Source organism: Bartonella sp. TS82HLJMH, assembly GCF_042193495.1.
In the GTDB taxonomy this organism is placed as follows: domain Bacteria; phylum Pseudomonadota; class Alphaproteobacteria; order Rhizobiales; family Rhizobiaceae; genus Bartonella; species Bartonella grahamii.
Genome location: NZ_JBHILU010000121.1, coordinates 1 through 512, shown reverse-complemented (window position 1 = coordinate 512; position 512 = coordinate 1). Strand labels below are relative to the sequence as shown.

The 512-nt window shown below is 44.1% G+C and carries 1 protein-coding gene; it reads left to right on the top strand.

The features are described from left to right. Positions 1 to 512, top strand: a 512-nt coding sequence (locus ACFIKO_RS09585; RefSeq protein WP_375673952.1) for a DEAD/DEAH box helicase family protein, incomplete at both ends; no start/stop codon positions are given.

Genomic DNA, 512 nt, shown 5'->3' with positions numbered 1-512 from the left:
TTCTGGTTGATAGCACCGAAACAGATTGGAGTGATAATGTTGAACTGACTTGTGAGGGACAAGAAATCCGCCCCCAACGGATTAATCTTTTTGATTTGGAAAACAGCCAAATTGATTGGGGGGCATATAAAGAAAAAGGGGAAGCGATCCTTAAAGAGAAACCGAAAAAAAAGCTTTTAGATCATCAAAAAGAAGCACTCAAAGCGGTTTGTGAAGGGTTACAAGAAGCAGACCGTGGCAAGCTGATTATGGCATGTGGAACGGGGAAAACTTTCACCAGTTTGAAGATCGCAGAAACAATAGCAGGAACTGGTAAGAGTGTATTGTTTTTGGTGCCTTCCCTTGCCTTGATGTCACAAAGTATCCGTGAATGGACAGCCGATGCACAAGTGCCCTTGCGTTGCTTTGCGGTGTGTTCTGATAAGCAAATCGGCAAGCGGCGTAAAAACCAAGAAGATGATGGGGAAATATCAGCATCTGATTTAGCACTCCCTGCAACAACCGATGCCTCT